General features: G+C 69.5%; 15 protein-coding genes. 11 read left to right on the top strand and 4 right to left on the bottom strand.

Going from position 1 to position 19,185, the window contains the following annotated elements:
* The first annotated feature begins 179 nt into the window (after positions 1-179).
* The 4 genes from ACIBAF_RS26220 to ACIBAF_RS26205 all read left to right on the top strand — a co-directional run bounded on the left by ACIBAF_RS26220 (position 180) and on the right by ACIBAF_RS26205 (position 7,435).
* Complete coding sequence (locus tag ACIBAF_RS26220; RefSeq protein WP_399466160.1) at positions 180-812, top strand: hypothetical protein; 633 nt, start codon at positions 180-182, stop codon at positions 810-812.
* A gap of 314 nt (positions 813-1,126) precedes the next feature.
* The gene (locus ACIBAF_RS26215; protein ID WP_399466159.1) at positions 1,127-3,586 is read left to right on the top strand and encodes an AAA family ATPase; all 2,460 of its coding nucleotides are present in this window, start codon (positions 1,127-1,129) and stop codon (positions 3,584-3,586) included.
* A complete protein-coding gene (locus tag ACIBAF_RS26210; protein ID WP_399466157.1) occupies positions 3,583-3,957 on the top strand; it encodes a hypothetical protein in 375 nt (124 codons plus the stop codon). The genes ACIBAF_RS26215 and ACIBAF_RS26210 overlap by 4 nt, the downstream gene beginning before the upstream one ends.
* Positions 3,958-4,063: 106 nt before the next feature.
* Entirely contained in the window at positions 4,064-7,435 is a 3,372-nt protein-coding gene (locus tag ACIBAF_RS26205; protein ID WP_399466155.1) for a HelD family protein, read from the top strand.
* A 338-nt stretch (positions 7,436-7,773) separates the two neighbouring features.
* On the opposite strand, the gene ACIBAF_RS26200 is transcribed toward ACIBAF_RS26205, so the two are convergent.
* Together ACIBAF_RS26200 and ACIBAF_RS26195 are read right to left on the bottom strand one after the other, a co-directional pair.
* Positions 7,774-8,031 carry a DUF397 domain-containing protein gene (locus ACIBAF_RS26200; RefSeq protein WP_334578361.1) on the bottom strand — a complete coding sequence of 86 codons (258 nt, stop codon included), beginning with the start codon at positions 8,029-8,031 and terminating at the stop codon, positions 7,774-7,776.
* Positions 8,028-8,909: a Scr1 family TA system antitoxin-like transcriptional regulator gene (locus tag ACIBAF_RS26195; RefSeq protein ID WP_399466153.1), complete on the bottom strand. Its 882-nt coding sequence runs from the start codon at positions 8,907-8,909 to the stop codon at positions 8,028-8,030. Before ACIBAF_RS26195 ends, ACIBAF_RS26200 begins: the two co-directional genes overlap by 4 nt.
* A gap of 222 nt (positions 8,910-9,131) precedes the next feature.
* On the opposite strand from ACIBAF_RS26195, the gene ACIBAF_RS26190 reads away from it, so the two are divergent.
* Together ACIBAF_RS26190 and ACIBAF_RS26185 are read left to right on the top strand one after the other, a co-directional pair.
* Positions 9,132-10,469, top strand: coding sequence for a hypothetical protein (locus ACIBAF_RS26190; protein WP_399466151.1), 1,338 nt, complete (start codon positions 9,132-9,134; stop codon positions 10,467-10,469).
* A 55-nt stretch (positions 10,470-10,524) separates the two neighbouring features.
* Positions 10,525-11,229 (top strand): 2'-5' RNA ligase family protein, encoded by a 705-nt coding sequence (locus tag ACIBAF_RS26185; RefSeq protein ID WP_399466149.1) that lies wholly within the window; start codon positions 10,525-10,527, stop codon positions 11,227-11,229.
* Here the strand turns inward: ACIBAF_RS26185 and ACIBAF_RS26180 are convergent.
* A complete protein-coding gene (locus tag ACIBAF_RS26180) occupies positions 11,125-11,670 on the bottom strand; it encodes an ATP-binding protein (protein WP_399466147.1) in 546 nt (181 codons plus the stop codon). The two genes, ACIBAF_RS26185 and ACIBAF_RS26180, sit on opposite strands and share 105 nt — an antisense overlap.
* 352 nt (positions 11,671-12,022) lie before the next feature.
* On the opposite strand from ACIBAF_RS26180, the gene ACIBAF_RS26175 reads away from it, so the two are divergent.
* The 5 genes from ACIBAF_RS26175 (at position 12,023) to fxlM (ending at position 18,197) form a co-directional block, all read left to right on the top strand.
* Entirely contained in the window at positions 12,023-12,190 is a 168-nt protein-coding gene (locus ACIBAF_RS26175; RefSeq protein ID WP_399466145.1) for a hypothetical protein, read from the top strand.
* 187 nt (positions 12,191-12,377) lie between these two features.
* Positions 12,378-12,581, top strand: coding sequence for an FxLD family lanthipeptide (locus ACIBAF_RS26170; RefSeq protein ID WP_399466144.1), 204 nt, complete (start codon positions 12,378-12,380; stop codon positions 12,579-12,581).
* Between the two features lie 79 nt (positions 12,582-12,660).
* Positions 12,661-15,711 (top strand): lantibiotic dehydratase, encoded by a 3,051-nt coding sequence (locus ACIBAF_RS26165; protein ID WP_399466141.1) that lies wholly within the window; start codon positions 12,661-12,663, stop codon positions 15,709-15,711.
* A complete protein-coding gene (locus ACIBAF_RS26160) occupies positions 15,711-16,886 on the top strand; it encodes a lanthionine synthetase C family protein (protein WP_399466139.1) in 1,176 nt (391 codons plus the stop codon). The genes ACIBAF_RS26165 and ACIBAF_RS26160 overlap by 1 nt, the downstream gene beginning before the upstream one ends.
* A gap of 87 nt (positions 16,887-16,973) precedes the next feature.
* On the top strand, positions 16,974-18,197 hold the full coding sequence (gene fxlM, locus ACIBAF_RS26155) for a methyltransferase, FxLD system (protein ID WP_399466137.1): 1,224 nt from the start codon (positions 16,974-16,976) through the stop codon (positions 18,195-18,197).
* 459 nt (positions 18,198-18,656) lie between these two features.
* On the opposite strand, the gene haaN is transcribed toward fxlM, so the two are convergent.
* Positions 18,657-19,136 (bottom strand): cyclophane-containing RiPP N-acetyltransferase HaaN, encoded by a 480-nt coding sequence (gene haaN, locus ACIBAF_RS26150; RefSeq protein WP_399466135.1) that lies wholly within the window; start codon positions 19,134-19,136, stop codon positions 18,657-18,659.
* Positions 19,137-19,185: the final 49 nt, after the last annotated feature.

The raw sequence follows: 19,185 nt of genomic DNA, 5'->3' as shown, positions 1-19,185 counted from the left end.
AGCGGGCGACGAGGCAGGCAGAACCCTACAGCGAAGGGGAAAAGGGCAGGAGAGGAAAAGCTGATAACCCCGGTTATCAGCATCTCCAACGGATTTTCGAGCCTTCCGGTCTCACTCTGGTGCTCGTTCGGCGCACCGACACCCGGTGCTCGCCGCAGTCGCGATCCGGAGGTCTCCCCATGGCTGACATGTCCTCGATGCCGCCCGCCCACCAGCCGTCGGAAGGCACGGGCGCTGGCCCCGGCTGGGCAACGGTGCCTCCGCAGCCGACGCTGCACACCTTCACCCAGCCGCCCGTGCCGGACCTGCCGCCCGCCGGGCGCACGCCTTCGCGGCGCAAGGTCTGGCTCACCCACGGCGCGACGGCGCTCGTCGCGCTGATCTTCGGTGCCGCGATCGGTGGCGGCGGAGAGTCTGGCGCTACGGCGGGCTCCTCGAGTCCCGCCCCGGCCGTCACGGTCACCAAGGTCGCCGCGGGCGAACCGAAGCCGGCCGTGACTGTCACCGAGACGGTCAAGGCGACGGTCACCGCCAAGCCGAAGCCGGTGAAGAAGTCCGGCCCCCCGAGCAGCTTCTCGGGCGAAGGCCAGTACCTCGTGGGCGAGGACATCCAGGCCGGCACCTACCGGACCTCCGGCCCGGAGAAGGACAGCGTCATCCCCAACTGCTACTGGGCGCGCCTGAAGAACGCCTCCGGCGAGTTCGACGCGATCATCGCCAACGACAACATCCAGGGGCAGGGCCGCGTCACCGTCAACAAGGGCGAGTACTTCAAGACCAGCGGCTGCCAGGACTGGCAGAAGGTCGGCTGACGTCGAGGAGTCTCCCTCCCTGGCTGCCTGAGAGGTGTCCCGTCACGGCGCTCTCTCGCGGACGGAGGCCGCCCGTCGAGCTGACGGCCTCGAGTACACCCTCGGCGGCTGACCGCTGACGGGAAACCGCCCACCGGCGTACGTGCGACGCGCACACGCCATCGGCGATCGACGGCCACCCCTGTCGACTTCGTCATCCCCGACATCTCTGGGTGTCGAGTTCATCGGAACCGACGCAAGCGGATAACCCGGCGCCCCCGCAGCACAGCTGTTGCGTCACTTCCCAGTCAAGTACCGGATCAAGGAGCATTCCCATGACCAGTTCGGAACAGAACGAGCCTGTCGAGTCACCTTCCGCGTCCCCCGCCCCACAGGCCCCTGCCGCCGAGTCCGTGCCGCTCGCAGACCTGGTGGAGGCGCGTCTGGCTGCCGCACCCCTCGATGAACCCGTGAAGGCGCTCCTGACCGAGGCACTCGGCAGCGCGCACACCCCGGGGAACTCGCCCATGGGCCGGATCTTCCTCGACTCCGTCTCTGTGGAAGGTTTCCGCGGCATCGGCCCCCGGGCCTGGCTGAACCTCAGCCCCCGCCCGGGTGTCACGCTCGTCGTGGGCCGCAACGGCTCGGGGAAGTCCAGCATCGCCGAAGCTATCGAGACGGCGTTCACCGGCACGAACATGCGTTGGCTCGGGCAGGATGCGACGCGCACCAGCAACTGGCGCAACCTGCACGATGGTGCCAAGACGGAGATCGAGGTCAAGCTGACGGTCGAGGGCGACTCCGGCCGGAGCACGCTCACTCGCGCCTGGACCGGCCGCGACATCACCGACTGCGTGGGCACGTTCCGGCGTCCGGGACACGGCGCAGTCCCCCTCGACCAGGCGGCGTGGAAGCAGGCCCTGACGGACTACCGTCCCTTTCTGTCGTACGTCGACCTCGGCCGCATGATCAGCGGCAAGCCCTCTCAGATGTATGACTCCATCGCGACGATCCTCGGACTCGGGCACCTGAGCGCCGCGTACAACCACCTTGGGCTGCAGGAGAAGGCGCTGGGCGACACGGTCAAGGCGGCGAAGAACGAGCTGCCGGAAATCACGGCCGCGCTGTACGCACTCGAGGACGACGAGCGTGCAGTCCAGGCGCTCCTCGCCATTGAGACGAAGGGCCGGCCTGACTTCGAGGCGCTGGACGGACTCGTGGCGGGCCTGCCCTCCGACGATGACGGTCTCCTCGCCGAACTGCGTGCCGCGGTCGACATGCGGGGACCTGACCTGGAGCAGGTCGGAGCAGCGGTTGACCGGCTGCGCGAGGCACTCGCCGGAGTCGAGGACGCGCGCCTGACCGGGGCCGAGGACGCGTTGCAGCGCGCCGGCCTGCTGGAGAAGGCCCTGGCCCACAGCAACCGTCATCCCGACGAAGGGTCCTGCCCGGTCTGCGGCACGGAACGGGTCCTCGACGCCGCGTGGGCCGCCGACGCCGGTGCCCAGATCACCCTGCTCCGGCAGGAGGCGAAGACCGCCGAGGACGCGCGCAGCGAACTGCGGTCGGCGGCACGAGCGGCTCAGAACCTCATCGAGACGCCTCAGCGGATCCCGGCCGCCCTGACCGATCCCTGGAACGAATGGCTTGCCTGCCGTGCGATCAGCGATCCGGCTCAGCTCGTGCAGCGCTTCCACGACACCGCCTTGATCCTGGCCGACGCCTGCGCCGCCGTGAAGGACAACGCGGTCCGCGAGCTGGAGAAGCGGGACGAACGGTGGCGCCAGCTCGTCACGCGCCTGGCGAGCTGGACGGAGAAGGCCCGCACCGCGGCGGACGCCGAGCCCCGGCTCGGCCTTGTCAGGAAGGCCCGCACCTGGGTCAAGACGCTCGCCGCGGAGCTGCGGGAGAGGCGTATGGAGGGCTTCACCGGTCACTCCCAGCGGATCTGGGAGAAGCTTCGCCAGGAGAGCGACATCGACCTCCAGTCGGTGAGCCTTCAGGGCAGCGAGAGGGCCAACGTCCGCAAGCTTGTCATGGACGTCACCGTCGACGGGGAGGAGGCTTCGGCGCTGAGCGTCATGAGCCAGGGAGAGCAGCACTCTCTCGCGCTGTCCTTGTTCCTGCCCCGGGCGGCCACCGCCGACAGCCCGTTCGGCTTCGTCGTCATCGATGACCCCGTGCAGTCCATGGACCCGGCCAAGGTCAACGGGCTCGCCCAGGTCCTGCACGAGCTCGGCGAGCACCGGCAGGTGGTCGTGTTCACCCACGACACCCGGCTTCAGCGCGCTTTCACGACCCAGGAGCTGCCGGTCACGGTCTTCGAGGTCGAGCGGGGCAAGGCGTCCAAGGTGAACGTCAAGGCGGTGACCGATCCGGTCCGCCAGGCGATCGCGGATGCCAGGGCTCTCGCCAGTACCGAGAGTCTTCCGGAGGCGGCCCGTACCCACGTGCTTCCCGCACTGTGCCGGATCGCGCTGGAGAACGCCTTCGTCGAGGCGGCCTGGGTGCAGCACCTCCGCTCCGGGGGCTCCGAGCACGATCTGCAGTCCGCCATGGCCGACGCGGACAAGCTCATGAAGATGGCCGCGCTGGCCTTCTTCGGTGACATCGGCCGCACCGGCGATGTCTACCGAGAGCTCCGCACCCGTTGCGGCCCGCGTGCGGTGGACCTCCTCAAGCAGTGTCAGAGCGGTGCCCACGCAACGGGAACCCGCATCGCCGACGCGCACCGCTTCGTGACCGAGATCAGTGAGCTCGCGCAGAAGGTGCGCAAGACGGAGGTGGCAAAGTGACCGGCGTCGCAAGTACTTCGATCGACGAGCTGCTGCTGACAGCCGACCAGTTGCTCTACGACCCCAGCGTCGAAGCCTCGGCGGCCGGCCGGCACCGTGGAGCCTCCCTCGCGCTGCGGACCGCCCTGGAGATCGCGGTCGACCGCACTCTCGACGCCGCTATGCCGGGACTGGCCGACATCACCACGCGAGCGAAGATGCTCTGCCTGCGCTGCTACACCGCCGCGACCACCGCCCGCAGGGCCAACGCCGTCTGGTCGCACCTCTGCCTCGGGTGCCACTACCACCAGTATGAGATCGGCCCTACCCGAGACCAGGTCCACTCATGGCGTGCAGAAGTCAGCGAACTGGTACGGGAATTGCCTCGTTGACCGAATATTCACAGCCGGCCCACGCTTCTGATAAGTCTTTTGCCGGGGCCGGGCATATTCCCGGCGCGCGGTGTGTCTTGGGGCGCCGCAGGGGGAGGGGACGTACATGAGCACCACCATGCGCGACGAGATCATCGCCGAAGAGCAGAAGGCGGTGGACCGCGCCTACGACTGCTATGAGAAGCGACTGGCCGAACTGAGCGGTGGCTCGATCGCCGCGGCCTCCGCCAGCGGCAAGGACAGCGTCGCCAACCGGAAGGACGCCGAGGAGAAGGCCGCAGAATACGCCGGTCTCGGGGACGCGTCGCTGGTCGTCAGCCGCGTCAATATCCAGCCGGGCGAAGAGTCGGACACCTTCTACATCGGCCGCCGTGCTGTTTCCGACGTCGAGACCCGCGAGACCGTTGTAGTGCTGTGGACCGCCCCGGTGGCGGAGAAGTGGGCGAAGACCCTGCCCGAGGCGCCAGGTGAAGTGCTCCTGCGGAGACAGTTGCGCTGCGCGAAGAACGTCGTCGAAGCGTACGTCGATGAAGTCTCCGTCGTTTCTCCCACCACGCCGTCTGTCATCGATGGCACCGAGCCCGAAGCGGGGGTCCAGGACGATTCCAAGGTCGCGGCGTCCGAGCCGCCGGCGGTCCCGCTGGCTCCTACCCCGTCCGATGTCGCCCAGCTCCATCGGCAGAGACAACAGCCGCTCGATGACTTCCTCCTGCGAGAGCTCCAGCGCTCCCGCAGTGGCAGCATGCGGGACATCGTCGAGACCATCCGCCGCGATCAGATGGATCTCGTCACCGGTTCTCCCACCGACATCCTTGTCGTGCAGGGCGGCCCGGGCACCGGAAAGTCCGCGGTCGGCCTGCACCGCGTGACGTGGCTCGTCAACAACGACCACTTCAAGGCGCAGGATCTCCTGGTCATCGGCCCGCACGAGCGCTTCCTCGACTACGTCGGCCAGGTCCTCCCGACCCTCGGCACCCGGAACATCAACGCCGTTCAGATGAACCGCCTCTGGGACGGCGATGTCCTCGGCACCGACACCCCACGCGCGCGACTGGTCAAGTCCGACGACCGCATGGCCGCCGTCCTGCGCCGACGCGTGGAACACGAGTGTCGCCCCGACGCGATCGACGAATTCACCACTACGCCCACGTACAAGGACGCCAAGCCCGAACTCGCGGTCACGGCTGGCAGTACCACTCTGCGTATCCCGCGTTCCGAGGTTCTCGTCCTTCTCCAGGAGGCACGCGAGGGCGACGGCTCCTACCGGGAGCGCCGCAACCGCTTCCGCAGTCTGCTCGTGGACCGTCTGCTGCAGGAACTCGTCGCTCTGGCCCCACGCCGCAGCCAAGGAGACACGATCCGCCGGGACCTGGAACGCCACCGCCAGGTGGAGCGGCTGATCGAACGCGTCTGGCAGTCGCCCGGTGACAGGGAAGCTCTGCGAAGCCTCTACGACTCCCCCGAACTCCTGCGTACCTGCGCCGACGGCGTCCTCGATCCGGAGGAGCAGGCAGCCCTTCACCGTCCGAGGGCAGCCACGGCGGACGCCGACCTCTGGACCCTCGACGACCGCGTCTGCCTGGAAGAGCTGCGCTACCTCATCACCGGAGAGACTCCACAACGCTACGGGCACATCGTCATCGACGAGGCCCAGGACCTGACCCCCATGCAGGCACGCTCACTGCGCCGACGCATCGCGGTCAACGGCTCCATGACCGTACTCGGCGATCTCGCCCAGGCCACGGGTCCGCATGCCTACGCCGACTGGGACCGCCTCGGCACTCTGCTGTCCGACCACGGCGACTGGCACGTCGCCGAACTGAACACCAGTTACCGCGTACCGGCGGAAATCATGGAGTTCGTCGCACCTCTGGCTCGCACGATCTCCCCCTCGCTCCCCTACCCGCGGGCGGTGCGCGAAGCGGGCGCCGACAGCGTCCGGACCCTGGCAGCCGAACCGTGGACGCTGCTCGACGAGACCGTCGCTCAGACGACCCGGCTCGTCGGCACCAGCGACGGACATACCCTGCGCCGCGTGGCCGTCATCGTCCCCGACGACTCCGGCTGGCTCGACGAGATCAATCGTCATCTCGACCAGACCGCCGGCCTCACCGAAGAGCACCGTGCCACCGTGTCCGTTCTCGCCGCCGCCGACGCGAAGGGCATGGAGTACGACCATGTCCTCGTCGTCGAACCCGCCACCATCGCCGACCGCGGACCGGCTGGGCTGCGCCAGCTCTACGTCGCCCTCACCCGAAGCACCCAGAGCCTGACCGTCCTGCACACCTCCCCGCTCCCGGATGCCCTCATGGACACCACCGATACTCCCGGGCCTGGAACCACCCCCACCGAGCCGTCGATGGCGGCCGCTGACGTCCCCGAGATCGGCACCGACATTCGTGTCCGCGTCCTCGACCGGGGTACAGGCGGCCGCTACAAGGTCAAAGCGCTCTCCCCGCCGGTCAAGGTCCCGCTGATCCTGACCGTCCGCCACGGATCGACTCCGCCCCGCCCCGGCGAGAAGCTGGACTGCTGGGTCTTCGCGCAGGAGAGGAACCACTGCCTGCTCACGACGGACCAGCGTGGACGCCAGCCCATCTCGGCGAAGATGGCCGAGCGCTACCTGGCGGCGCTCGGCGTGTTCGACGAACTGACCGCCGACGGCGTCGCCCCACCGGAGAACTCCCGTGAACGGCTCTCCGAGCTCAAGGGCATGGCCAACCGAGTACTCCGCCGCGACCAGGCGGACTGGGTGGACGTAAGACGGGTGCTCGGCTCACCCGACAGACAGCGTCTGAACCTCTTGCGTGACCTCGCCGCTGAAACCAATCGCGCCCTCAAGGACGACAGCCTGGACGTGAGTCGTCTCCGCGAGAACCTCGCGCGAACGGGCTGGTCCCCTTCTTTGGCCCAGGCCCGGGAGACGCTTCAGCACCGCATGACCACCTTGACCGAGCCAACAACCGAGACCGCACCCACACCCTCCGCACCGCAGCCCGAGCAGGAAGCAGCCGAGCCCATGGCACCCGCCGAGGACACCGCCGTAACGACACCGTCCGCGACGAATCTTCTGTACACGCTGGAGACCACCGCGGCCGCCGACCGCACGTGCAAGAAGCACGAAGCGGTGCGCCACGCCCTGATGTCGGCTTTGTTCGAGGCCGACGAACAGGCGACGTCATCCCAAGTCGTAGATGTCAGCCGCACGGCCGAAGATGGCGACTTCCTGTACGAGATCCTCGGCGCCGGTCACTCCGCCTACACCGACCTCCGCTCGGGTGCCGCCCGCCTCCTGGAGATCAACCACACCCTGGCCGCCCCCGCCGACCGTCTTTACCTGGTCCTCACCGAGCCGCCGGCCGAGGACTGGTCCGCCGAAACTCTGCTCGCGGTCTACGGTGTCCACCTCCTCTGGCGCACCCACAACGGCTGGGCCGGCCGGGACAAGGATGCCGCCCTGGGCTCGGCGCAGCCGTAGGCGCCATCGGTCTAGATTGATCACATTGGCAGCATGAAGGAACGACGCGCGGCGCAGAGCGCAGCGGGAGGGGTCGACGCAGACCACTTAGCTTCCTCAATGTCATCGCGCCGTCGACGTGTTCGCGGCCCCGAGGCCCGGCCCGTTCCGAGCGGTGCGGGAACCCAACGGCCCTCACATCGCGCGGGCCGCGGGCGACGTGCGCACGGGAATCTCCTCGGCCACCAGCCGCGGGGAGAGCCCGGCTTCTATCAGCGCCATGCCGGTCGTGAGGCCCGAGGCTCCTGCGCCCACGACGACGACTGTCAGGACTCTCTCCTCACGCCCCAGCTCTCTACTCAGCCCCGATGCTCACCGATTGCCCCGCTGGCGATCTCGCTGACCAGCGCGCGCATCGCCGGCTTCGAGAAGAGCAACGGCCTGCGGCTGATGTCCTTGGAATCGCGCACTGCGGCGTGGTCGCCCAGTGCAGCGACTTCCACGCAGTCGTTCGCGCCCCCGCTGTACGAGCTCTTCTGCCACCGCGCCTGCGCGACATCGACGTCGTACGAAACTGTCGTGACATCGTGCGGGACGGTCATGCTGGACGTGCTCACTCTTCGAGCTCCTTGCTGATGCGTGCGATGCGGGCGCGGGTCTCCGACGGGTCGAGGGCGCTGTTCCTCAACTGATCAAAGGTGTCCGTGTAGTTGGCCACGTCCTCCGCAGACTCCAGATACACGGAGTTCTTGGGGTTCTCCAGCCACACCAGGTCCGGCGTGGGGTCCGGAAAGGTCAGGATGACGAACGGGCCGTACAGCCCCGGATGCGCGCCGAGCGAGAACGGCAGCAGCTGCACAGTGACGTTCGGCCGCTCGCTCACCTCCACCAGCTTCCGCATCTGGTCTCGCATCACCTCAACGGAGCCGACCGTCCTGCGCAGCACGGCTTCGTCGAGGATCGCCCAGAGTCTGGCGGGGGTCTCACCGCCCAGGCGGCTGTTCTGCCGCTCCATGCGGACCCTGACCAGGGACTCGACCTGCGGCGGGGACAGGTCCTTCCTCATCTGGGAGATCACGGCACGCGCGTAGTCCTCGGTCTGGAGCAGCCCCGGCACGAGCATCGGCTGGTAGCTGGCGAGGTGCGTCGCCCCGGCCTCCAGCGCGAGGTACCCGTCGTAGCGCGTCGGGGTGAGCACCGTCGAGTACTTCCGCCACCAGGGCTTCTGCTGTTCCTTGTCCGCTCGCACGAGGTCGAGCACGTCGGCGCGCCGGTCCTCGTCATCGACGCCGTACAGGTCCAGCAGTGCCCGGACGAGGACCGGTGTCGTGCCGCGTTCGCCGTTCTCGATCCGGCTCAGCGACCCCTGGTTGACCTCCAGTTGGTCGGCGACCTCGGTGAGGGTGAGGCCGGTCGCGTCACGCAGTTCCTTCAGCCGTGCCGCGAGCTGTCGCCGGTACACCGACTGCGGGACCAGGCTTCTCTTCAAGGCCATGCCGGAAGTCTCTCCGTACCGGCGACACCTCTACAACCCATACGGGTCAACTTCACCAGACATATTGCCTAGTTGGTGGTTGCGTCGGCATGCTGTCAGGAGTCACGGCGCGCGTTCGTACGGGCATGCGCCGCAGCCGACCGATGGGCGAGCATGGCCACGACCTCGCTACCGGCACGCGCCTCCGCGTCGGTCCTGCACGCCGCACCAGGAGGGTGGGCCATGCCACGGACAACGCTGCTCCGGCGGCTGCTCCAGCAACGGCACCTGACGACGCACGAGGCTTTCGCAGCCCAGTACGAGCGGGCCGCCGCCCGGCTGGCAGAGCTCGACCGAGACCCCCGCCTGGCGTCCCTCCAGGTCTCTCCACGTCAGTTCGACCGCTGGTACGGCGGGGAGTTGTTGACTCTGCCCCGTCCTGACGCCTGCCGGGTTCTGGAGCACATGCTGGGCAGACCCGTGTCCGAGCTGTTCTCCACGGCGTACGACGACTCCGCGCACGACCGCGACGGGGAGTCGAGCACGGGCCAGCAGGCGACGAGTGCGCCTCCGCCACGCGAGGACGACGAGAACCCACTGGACATCGTCACCCGGACCCGGCAGCTCACGGCCAGCAACGCCGACGACGCGACGCTCGCCTTCCTCGACTCCTCGCTGGAGGGAATCGCCAGCCGGTACGAACAGGACGGGCCGTACCTCCTCCGTCCCCAGGCCCGCCAGGTGCGGCAGCTCGCCCACACCCTCCTCGACGGCCGCCAGCCCCCACGCACGCGCCGGGAACTCTTCCGCGTCGCCGCCCGCGCCTCCGGCCTGCTCGGTTACATGGCGGTGAACACGGGCGACTTCGCGCTCTCGGAGGCGTACTGCACCGAAGCCCGGGAACTCAGCCGTGAGATCGGCGACCTGGACACCGACCTCTGGGCGTGCGGCACCCTGTCCTTCAGCCTCTACTACGCCGGCCGGTACGACGAGGCGGACGCCTGCGCGGCCGCGGCCGTCGAGCGAGCTCCGCGCCACGCCCAGTCCATCCGCCTGCTCGCCAACGGCCGGGCCCGGGCCCTCGGCAAGACCGGCGACCGGCGTGCCGTCGAGCAGACCATCGGGCAGGCACTCCGCCTCTCCGACCTCCACGAGGTACCCGTCGGGCTGACCTCCTGCATCTCCTTCGAGCCGTACGGACGGGCCAGGACGCTGGCCAACGCCGTCACGTCACACGTGGCGCTGCGCAACACGGCCCAGGTACTGCGCGACGCCGAGCGCATCGACGACCTGGTGGAGCACTCGACCTCCTCCTGGAGCCGTTCGCTCGTACGCCTCGACGTCGCCACCGCGCTGCTGCAGCAGCGCACGCCCGACATCGACCACGCGATGGCGCTGGGCCGTGAGGCCCTACGGCTGTGCGGAGACACACCGATCAGCTCCGTCTACCAACGCTCCCGTGACCTGCATGAGCAGGCCGGGCCGTGGCGTGATCACCCGGCGGTACGCGATTATGGCGACGAGTTCCGGACCTGGAGCTCGCAGCCAGCGGCCCTGGCCATGGCGTCATCCGCGTCGTAGCCGCCGTCGGTGTCGTCGTACTCCGGGGCAGTGTGAAGCCGAAGGAGTACGTCGCGTGCCCCTGCTCAGCGCCGATCCCGCCGCGTTCCCCGCCGAGCCCCCCGCCGACACGCACGATCCGGCTGTCACCGCGGCCCACGACTGGGCGGCGTTCAGCGCACTCGACGAGATGACCGACCACTGGGCACGCCCCGGCTGGTCGGACGGCAGCCGGGCGTACTACTGGATGCTGACCTTCCCGGATGATCAGCGGCTCGCGACTCTCGCTGGACACTGCCAGGAGGAGCTGGCGCCCCTCGGCCTCGATCCGGTGCCGGAGGACGGACTGCACATCACCCTCGCCCGAGTCGGAACGCCCGGCGTCGTCACCTCCGGTCAGCTGGACAGCCTGGCGCGGGACGCCGAGGCGCTGTTGCCCTCCGCGTTCTCCGTACGCGCAATGCCGCTGGCCGGCTCCCGCGGTGCCGTCCGGCTGTCCCTCGGCCCGTGGGAACCCCTGCTTCTGCTGCACCATGCGCTGGCAAAGGCGGGGAGCAGCGTCGGTCTGGCCCCGAAGAAGCCGACGTCCGCCTTCCGGCCGCACCTGAGCCTCGCGTACAACAACCGTCGGCGCCCCGCCGTGCCCGTTGTGGAGGCGGTCTCAGGGCTTCGCGCTCTACCGGCTGTCGAACTCTCCGTGTCCGCCGTCCAGTTGGTGGAGCTCCGCCGTGAGGGGCGGACGTACCGCTGGGATGTGCGGAGGAACGTCACGCTCGGATAGCCCGCTGGCGTCCAGGGCGAGAATTACGACCACTTCCTTGCCGATCGCGGTCGGCCGGACGGACCACGCGGAGGCCAACTCCCCGACGAGCAGCAGTCCGAGACCACTGCCCGTCAACTCATCCACCGACTCCTCCGCGGAGCGTGCCCGGACCCTGGAGACATCCCGTCCCGCGTCATGGACTCGTAGTACCGCCATGTCCCGGAAGACCTCCACACACATGCAGTCCGGTCCACCGGCTGTGTGCCTGAGCGCGTTGCCCACGAGCTCCGAGGCGATCAGAACGGCGTCGTCGACCCGCTCCGGAGCGGCACGCCCCTCCAGGAACTCTCGTACATGTCTGCGCGCGAGCCTCGAAGGCTCGGTGCAATCGGCCAGCTTCACCCAATGACGCCGTACTGGCGTCCGCCTGCAGAGGCGCTCGTCGTCCACCGCGTCCATCGCCGCTTCTCGTTTCCGCTTGGCACTGGACCGATCAGCCTCGCTACGCCTGAGCCGCGGCGGTACGCCGCGGCTCCGCCTCCTCGCGCGCCGCCGGACGGCGGACGAACGGCGTGCTGACGGCGTACCGCCGCCGACTGCCCCCGACGAGGCTCTTCGTCGAGGCGCCGGACCCTTGGCGTCTCGACTCACCCGGCTGGAGGTAACGCGGAATGAGCGGCAGTGCGAGGCAGACCGCACCACACGAGGTGCCCCCGGGCACACGCCTGGTGTTGTACGCCTGCCTGCCCGCGTCGCTCGGTGAGGCCGCCGACTCCACGGACCTACGGCGGTCGGCGGCGTGATGATCACCATGCGGCAGGGATTTCTCCGGCAGCTGCTCGGCCAGGTCGGATGGGTGCTGCGGCATCCGGCGACGTACGTCGGTCGGTTCGGCTTCGGCACCTTCCAGGTGCTGTTCCTGCCCGTCTTGGTGATCGGCACCACTTTGACCATGCTCTACACGGGCCAGCTCCTGTAGCTCCGGCCCGTGTCCTCGGCTCCCCTCTCCGGATGCTCCGAATCCATTTCCCCCACGGAATCCGGTCAGTCCGGAGAGGGGTCGCACCGCAGGGTGCGAACGCAGGACCTGGCCGCGCGGCGATGCCATGCGCCGGCCGGGCAGCACGACGAACCGTTCGGATCCTTCCGACAGAAGAGGAAGTGCCATGACCGTCACCACGCTCAGCCCGATCACGACGACCACCACCGAGGCGTCCACTGCGACGGCCGTCCTCGAAGTGTCCGCCGACCCGTTCGACATCGACCTGACCATCGTCACGGAGGTCGACGCCGACCTGCTTCCCAAGGCGTGCGGCACCGGTGACGGGTGCAAGCCGTCCTGCGCCTCGTCCTGCGCGAGCGCCGTCTGACGGCGCTCGCGCACGGGGTCGGGGGCGCTGCCGCTCCCGACCCCGCCTGTTCACAGCACTGATGGCGGAGGCACTGGAAATGGGAAGCGACGGAAAGCTCTACCAGCACACGGGCGTGGCCCTGCTCCGGGCCGCCGCGATGCCGTTGACGGATCTCCCGGGATGGTGGCCCGATCCGTCCGACACGGAGGCGTGTGGCAGGTGGCTGAAGCAGGTGTGGGCCGACGTGCGGTTCGCCGACGCGGTCCGGCAGGCGAGTGGCGATCTCGCCACGCGCGTCGACGCGATCTGCGCCGGACAGTCGGCACGCCCCAAGCAGGTCCGGCGCGCCGCCATGGCCACCGTCCGCTACGTGCTGCGCGCCGCCGGGCGACCGACTCCGTTCGGCCTCTTCGCAGGGGTGGCCCCGGTCAGCGTGGGCGCCACGCCGTACACGAGGTGGGGAGACGCGCACCGGGCCGTGGCACGGGTAGACACCGAGTGGCTGGACGAGGTCATCGTCCGTCTGGAGGGGTGCCCCGACGTGTTGGAGCGCCTGGACGTGGTCCTGAACAACTTGGCCGTGCGTCGCGGCGGACGCCTGCACGTCCCGCACGGCGGACCGATGGGCGCCACCGTCCGGCGCACCAGCGTGGTCCGTGTGATCGAGGGCCTCGCGCGTCGGCCGGTCCGCTTCGCTGCCCTCGCCGAGCAGTTGGCCGCCTCCTTCCCTCGAACCGAGCCGAAGGCCATCGGCGCACTGCTCGGCGCGTTGGTACGCGAGAAGTTCCTCGTCACCAGCCTGCGGGCGCCGATGACCGACAGCGATCCGCTTTCCCACCTGATCGAGCGACTGCACGGCGCTGACGCGGACGCGGTCCCCGAAGTCGCACAGGTTCTGCACGAGCTCGAAGCGGTGCAACGCGCCGTACACGAGCACAACCGACTGCCTGCGAACCGCCAGGAGCCGCAACGGCAGGCGTTGACAGCGCAGTTGCGTCGGCTCTCCGACGCGGGCCGAAGCCCTCTGGCTGTCGATCTGCTGCTGGACGCGGAGGCGCGCATCCCCGAGAGCGTCGCGCAGGAGATGGAGAGGGCGGTCGATGTGCTGCTGCGGTTGACGCGTCGGCCGACGGGCCAGGGCGTGTGGAAGGAGTACCAGGTCGCGTTCTGGGAGCGGTACAGCACCGGCACGCTCGTGCCGGTCAAGGAGGTCGTCGACCCGGCGGCCGGGCTCGGCTACCCGGCCGAGTACCCCGGCAGTCGCATGACCGCGCCGCCACCGGCGCTCTCGGAGCGTGACGAGCGGCTGCTGGCACTGGCCTGGCAGGCACTGGCCGACGGCAGCGGGGAGATCGTCCTCACCGACGACCTGATCGACCACCTGGCCGACGAGGAGCCAACCGGGCAGGCGGCACCGCCCCACGTGGAGATGTGCGCTCGCCTGCACGCCGACAGCCTGTCCGCTCTGGAACGCGGGAACTTCACGCTTACGGTGACACCGGCACGCTCCGCGGGAACGCTCACCTCCCGGTTCACTCCGGTCGCCACCGGCACGGGACTGGACGAGGTCTACCGCCAAGTCCCCGCGGGCGTCGAGAACGCGCTGACCGCGCAGTTGTCCTTCCCGCCGTTGTACCCGCACACGGAGAACGTCGCCCGAGTCCCCGCGTATCTCCCGCACGTGATCCCGTTGGGTGAGCACCGCAGCCCCGACGACACCGATCCGACGCTCATCGACGTCGATGACCTCGCGGTCACGGCCACGCACACCCGCCTCTACCTGGTCAGCGTCTCCCGCCGCCGCGTGGTGGACCCGCAGGTCTTCCACGCCATGGCCCTGGACAAGCAACCCCCGCCCCTGGCCCGGTTCCTCGCCCACCTGACCCGCGCCTTCGGCCCCTCCTGGACCGGCTTCGACTGGGGGCCACAGGGTGCACGGCTGCCCTTCCTGCCGCGCGTGCGCTACGGGCGCGCGATCCTCTCTCCCAGCCGCTGGCACCTGACCGCCGAAGCCCTTCCAGGCCGTGGCGCGGACATGCGGGAGTGGACGGACGCCCTCGGCCGGTGGCGGAAGCGGTGGCACTGCCACGGCGCCGTCGAGCTGCGGGAGGACGACCGGACACGGCGGCTGCAGCTCGATGTGCCGGCCCACGTTGCCGTCCTGCGCGCCCACCTGGACCGGGAAGGCCAGGCCGTGCTCACCGAGGCTCCGCCCGAGGAGAGCTACGGGTGGATCGGCGGCCACGTCCACGAGATCGCCCTGCCCATGACCAGCACCCGCCCGCCGGTCCCCGACCCGCTCTCCGGCTTCCTCCCCGTGCTCACCAACAGCACCCTCGGGCCCGTACCGGGGGCGGCGCAGGCACCCTGGCTGAACGCCAAGATCTACACCCACACCGACCAGTTCGAGGAGCTGATCGGCACCCACCTCGCACGGCTCGTGGCCCAGCTCCCGGACGCACCCGAATGGTGGTTCGTCCGCTACCGCACCCCGCACGACCTCGACCACATGCGCCTGCGCATCCGCACCCGCAGCCCCGGGCAGCACACCGCCTGCACCGAGCTGGTCGCCCGATGGGCCACCGGACTACGCCATGAGGGTCTCACCAGCAGGCTCGTGTTCGACACGTACACCCCGGAGACCGGCCGCTACGGCCCAAGCGCCGCCCTGCGCAGTGCCGAGGCGGTGTTCACGGCCGACTCGGCCTACGCCCTCGCCGCCCTGCAGGGCCTGGGAGCCGACCCCATCGACGGACGCGCGCTGGCCGCGGTCGGCATGGTGGACATCGCCTGCGCCCTGCTCGGCCCCGACGAGGGCATGCGATGGCTGACGAACCGCCCCACGCTTCCCGCCCATGTCGAGCGAGGCGTCAGCGACCAGGCCATCGACCTCGTTCGCCGCACGACGCCTCGCGCTCGCGGCTGGGGCGACGCGCTCGCCCAGGCGTGGCACCGCCGCGCCGTGGCCCTGGCGCTGTACCGCGAGCGCATCGCCGAGAGCATGGACCTCGACTCCGTCCTGGAGTCTCTCCTCCACATGCACCACAACCGCCTGCGCGGCCTGGACCGGGAGGACGAGAGGATCTGCCGGCACCTGGCGCGTCAGTCCGCCGTCGCGTGGGCCGCCTGGCCGGGGGAGAGCCGCTGATGAACAACGACGCACTGCCGACACCTACCAGGCTCGGCTGGGGACAGTCGCTGTACTCCGGCGCGGCGGGAGTCGCCCTGCTGCATGCCGTCAGGGCCCGCGCCGGCGAAGAAGACCGGGACGCGCTCCGGCCATGGGCCGCCGCCATGGTCAAGGGCCCGATCCAGGCCGCCCCCGAAGCATGCGGACTGTACGAGGGCGCCGCTGCCGTCGCCTACGTCCTCAGCTTCTCGCACACGAACACCGCCGCACGCGCCCTGGCGACCCTGGACAGACACGTTGCCGACGTCACGCGCCACCGCCTCGGGCAGGCACACGCCCGCATCGACCGCTGCGCGCTGCCCACCCTGGGCGAGTACGACCTCATCAGCGGACTGACCGGACTGGGCGCGTACCACCTGCACCGCGGCCACAAGACGGAGCTGCGAGGCACCCTCGCCTACCTGGTGCGACTGACCGAACCGATCACCATCGACGCGCGACCCCTGCCCGGCTGGTGGACCAGCGACAGCCCCGATCTGCGCCCATCGCCAAGATGGCCCGGCGGACACGGCAACCTCGGCCTCGCCCACGGCATCGCCGGACCGCTCGCGCTGCTGGCCACGGCCCTGCGCCACGGCCACACGGTGCCAGGACAGACGCAAGCCATCACCCGGATCTGCGACTGGCTCGACCACTGGCGCACCGGCACCGGCTCGGACACCTGGTGGCCGGGCCTGATCACCCGAGACGAACACCGACGTGGCAAGCTCCAGAGCCCAGGACCGACACGCCCGTCCTGGTGCTACGGCGCCCCCGGCATCGCCCGCGCCCAACAACTCGCCGGCATCGCCCTCGGCGACCGGGACCGGCAACGCCAGGCCGAACAGGCCCTCGCCGGATGCCTGGCCGACGACCGGCAGCTCGCCCAGCTCACTGACGCATCCCTCTGCCACGGCTGGGCGGGGCTCATACAGACCGTCTCCCGTGCCTCCGCCGACGCCATCGACGACGAACTCGCGGCGCGGCTGCCCCACCTGCACGCCCGGCTCGACGAGCACCTGGACCAGAGCGGACTACCGCACGGAGCCGGTCTCATGGACGGCACGGCAGGCATCCACCTGGTCCGTCTCACCACCCCCGTCAACACGGCGGTCTCGGCTCCCTGGGACCACTGCCTGCTCCTTGCGGGATGACGTCGTGAACCACACCCGCACACCAGAGCAAATGAGTACGCTCTGCCCTCGCCGTACGCACGGCCAGGCACCTTCCGAAAGGACGCGATGAACACGGACACCGGCGCCTCCGCCGAGGACCTGCGAAACCGCCTGGTCGACGCCATCCTGAAACAGGACCCCTCCGGCCTCCGCGACGCACGCGTCGAGACCGCCATGCGGACCGTACCGCGCCACGCCTTCCTTCCCGACGCGCCCCTCCAGGAGGCGTACGCCAACAAGAGCGTGACGATTAAGGAGAACCCCGACGAGGACGCACTCCCGCTGAGCTGCGCCTCCCAGCCCGACGTTGTGCACTTCATGCTGGTCCAACTCGCAGTCCGTGAAGGCGACAACGTCTTCGAGATCGGCGCTGGCACCGGCTACAACGCCGCCCTGCTCAAACACCTCGCCGGACCGTCGGGACACGTCACCACGTGCGACATCGACCCCGACGTGACGGCCTACGCCCGCCGGATGCTGGACGCGAACCGATGCGACGACGTTCGCGTGGTCACCAGGGACGGTGCCCTCGGCGCCGACGAGTTCAGCCCCTACGACCGCATGATCGCCGCCGTCGGTATGTGGGACCTTCCCGGAACCTGGTGGGACCAGCTCGCCGTCGGCGGACGCCTCGTGGTACCGCTGCGATGGCGCGGGCTGTCGCGGTCCGTGGCGCTCCGACGCGAGAAGGACCGGATGACGTCCGACTCCGTGAAGATGTGTGGCTTCCTCCCGGTGATCGGCCAGGACGGAGAGCGGAACGACTACATCGACGACGACCGGTTCGTCAGGCTCTACTGGGACGAGGACCAGCCCATCGTCCCGGAACTCCTGCGCGACGCCCTCACCCGGCCGAAATCGGTCGTCTGGACCGACGCGACGGTCGGCCCCGTCGAGTCCTTCGATGGCGTCTGGCTTCGCCTGAGCGCCACAGAGCGAGCGACGTGCCGTATTACAGCGAAACCTGCGGCGATGGAGGCCGGCCTTCACCGCCCTGCCTCGCCCGCCCTGAGCCCCGCCCTTGTCGAGGGCGACTCGATCGCGTACCTCACCCTGGAGCGCACCGCCGAAGACCCGGGCACCGAACCCCGGTACCGACTCGGAGCCGTCGGCTACGGCCCGGCCGGCGCCGATCTCGCTGAACGGATCTGCGCACAGATCCACGCCTGGAGCCCGGCCAGAACCGTCGAACCCTCGATCACCGCCTACCCTGCGGACACACCGGACAACGACCTCCCCGACGGAGCCGTGATCGACCGGCCCTCCGTGCGGCTCGTCATCGCCTACTGACGCAGGCGGGCGCGGCCGTCGGCCGGTACGGTCGCGCCCACCGAAGCGGAAGCAGAGTGGTGCTGGAGGGCGGGGGTCAGCCCTGGGCGAGGTTCGCCTCACAGGTGGTGCACCGCCGCACGGCCATCCGCTTCGGATTGCCCGCAGTCGCAGTCGCCGGAAAGGCACTGCTCAACCGCTCCCAGAGCCCGTGGGGAGGATCCGGGATCCACCCCCACCGCGGGGGCCGTACGTCGTCCTCGGTCATGTGGTCGCACCAGCCGGGCAGGTGCGCGCACTGCCCTGGGGAGATCAAGATCGTGTCATCCGGATGAGCACGCCACTCCCTCTTCACGGACGTCTTCACCGAACGAGGGGCCGCCGAAGCGGACGAACCCGGCGGGCAGTCGCACCCAAGCCCGATGACGATCTGGCTGCCGCACTCCTCGCAGCGCTCCACTTTCACAGTCCCACTCACCCTCACGCGGTGCCGGAGTCGACCCGGTAGACGATCTTCCCGTCGGACTCGGTGAACCCGCGCGACTCGTAGAAGGCCCGTGCGCCTGGGTTGTCGCGGTCAGCCATCCATTCCACCCGGCTGCACCCGGGGCGCGCGGCGGCCAGGGCGCGGAGTTCGTCCATAAGGCGGGCACCGATGCCCTGCCGACGCAGAGTGTCGCGGACGTAGAGCTCCTTCAGGAACAGGGAGTGCGAGGAGCCGGCGGCCGGCCAGAGGAAGGAATAGGCGGCGAGTCCGACGATGTCCCCGGTCTCGTCCTCGACGAGCAGGGCGGACGCCAGCGGTGGCACGCCGAAGAGGGCTTCTTCCACCTGGAGGCGGCGCTCCTCAATCGGCTGGATATCTGCCTCGGTCGCCCCGTAGAACCGCTCGATCTCCTCGATCAGCTCGGCCACGGCCGGGACATCCCGCTTCTCCGCGGGACGGATTGTCACGGTCATCGGCGCCTCCTGTCCTTCCTCGATTGCTTCGGTCGCTGCTGCACTCGTT

Source organism: Streptomyces sp. NPDC051677 (assembly GCF_044453465.1).
Classification (GTDB): Bacteria; Actinomycetota; Actinomycetes; order Streptomycetales; family Streptomycetaceae; genus Streptomyces.
Note: the sequence above shows the minus strand (reverse complement) of the source record. Positions and strands in the feature narration are given on the sequence as shown.

Bases quoted from the DNA above. Each gene is read 5' to 3' on its own strand.
- ACIBAF_RS26170 (WP_399466144.1), top strand. From the start codon at position 12,378: ATGACCGTCACCACGCTCAGCCCGATCACGACGACCACCACCGAGGCG.
- ACIBAF_RS26180 (WP_399466147.1), bottom strand. From the start codon at position 11,670: ATGGACGCGGTGGACGACGAGCGCCTCTGCAGGCGGACGCCAGTACGG.
- ACIBAF_RS26190 (WP_399466151.1), top strand. From the start codon at position 9,132: ATGCCACGGACAACGCTGCTCCGGCGGCTGCTCCAGCAACGGCACCTG.
- ACIBAF_RS26220 (WP_399466160.1), top strand. From the start codon at position 180: ATGGCTGACATGTCCTCGATGCCGCCCGCCCACCAGCCGTCGGAAGGC.
- ACIBAF_RS26205 (WP_399466155.1), top strand. From the start codon at position 4,064: ATGAGCACCACCATGCGCGACGAGATCATCGCCGAAGAGCAGAAGGCG.
- ACIBAF_RS26175 (WP_399466145.1), top strand. From the start codon at position 12,023: ATGCGGCAGGGATTTCTCCGGCAGCTGCTCGGCCAGGTCGGATGGGTG.
- ACIBAF_RS26165 (WP_399466141.1), top strand. From the start codon at position 12,661: ATGGGAAGCGACGGAAAGCTCTACCAGCACACGGGCGTGGCCCTGCTC.
- fxlM (WP_399466137.1), top strand. From the start codon at position 16,974: ATGAACACGGACACCGGCGCCTCCGCCGAGGACCTGCGAAACCGCCTG.
- ACIBAF_RS26160 (WP_399466139.1), top strand. From the start codon at position 15,711: ATGAACAACGACGCACTGCCGACACCTACCAGGCTCGGCTGGGGACAG.
- haaN (WP_399466135.1), bottom strand. From the start codon at position 19,136: ATGACCGTGACAATCCGTCCCGCGGAGAAGCGGGATGTCCCGGCCGTG.
- ACIBAF_RS26215 (WP_399466159.1), top strand. From the start codon at position 1,127: ATGACCAGTTCGGAACAGAACGAGCCTGTCGAGTCACCTTCCGCGTCC.
- ACIBAF_RS26195 (WP_399466153.1), bottom strand. From the start codon at position 8,909: ATGGCCTTGAAGAGAAGCCTGGTCCCGCAGTCGGTGTACCGGCGACAG.